Origin of the sequence: Streptomyces lancefieldiae, from assembly GCF_031845825.1 — a bacterium.
GTDB classification, from domain to species: domain Bacteria; phylum Actinomycetota; class Actinomycetes; order Streptomycetales; family Streptomycetaceae; genus Streptomyces; species Streptomyces lancefieldiae.
In genome coordinates this window covers 1-839 of record NZ_JAVRFH010000250.1, presented here as the reverse complement: position 1 = coordinate 839, position 839 = coordinate 1, and the positions used below count along the sequence as shown (strand labels likewise).

Genomic DNA, 839 nt, shown 5'->3' with positions numbered 1-839 from the left:
GTCTCTACACCACGACCCGACGGGCGAAGTGGAGCAGCACGCGACGGGACGATTCGTCCGGTGGTGAGGCCCTCACACAGCCATTCGGTCATACGTTCGATACTCTGGGGAGGGAGGAGGCGACGACGTGACGATCGACCAGGCACCTGCGGGGCAGGTCCCCACCGTGATGCACGTGCGCTGCCCGGACCGTCCCCCGGAGCTGTACCGCCTCCTCCTCGAGCAGCTGGCCGAGCTGTCCCCCGTCGTGCAGGCACTGCCGCCCACCGCGGCCCTCGCCGAGCTGAAGGGCGCCCTGCGCTGCCACGGCGTCGGCGCGGACGTGGACCGACTGGGCCAGATGTTGCGCGTGCGAACGCTGACCCGCTGTGGCGCCGACCTTCGCATCGGCATCGGTCCTACGATCAGCGTGGCCGCGACCGCATCTGCTCAGGTCCCCGAGCCTGGAGGGGTGCTGGTCGTGGCCCCCGACCGGGCCGCGGAGTGGCTCGCCGGGCTGCCGGTGGAAGCCCTGCACGGCATCGGCCCCCGGCAGGCGGGCGTGCTCCACGACTACGGCATCCACACCCGGTGCTGGGCGCGGCCGACCGGCGGGCGGGAGCGATCGCCCGGATCATCCACCTGGACGCGGGGATGCCGCAGGACGGGGTGCCTGCCCTGGCCGCCGTACCCGACGAGCGCCTGCGCGAGCGGCTGTCGGGAGGCGGGGACGGAGGCGGGGGCGAGGGAGAGTGCGACCGGCTGTCCGCCAGCGCCGGGGAAGAACGGGCCGGTGAGCTGCCGCCCCCGGACCGGGACGCGTGGCCGCTCTGGGGGAGCACCGCCGGACTCTCCGATGA

General features: G+C 73.8%; 1 pseudogene. It reads left to right on the top strand.

The features are described from left to right. Positions 1-127: 127 nt before the first annotated feature. A pseudogene (locus tag RM812_RS41940) lies at positions 128-839 on the top strand (hypothetical protein); the annotation flags it as partial.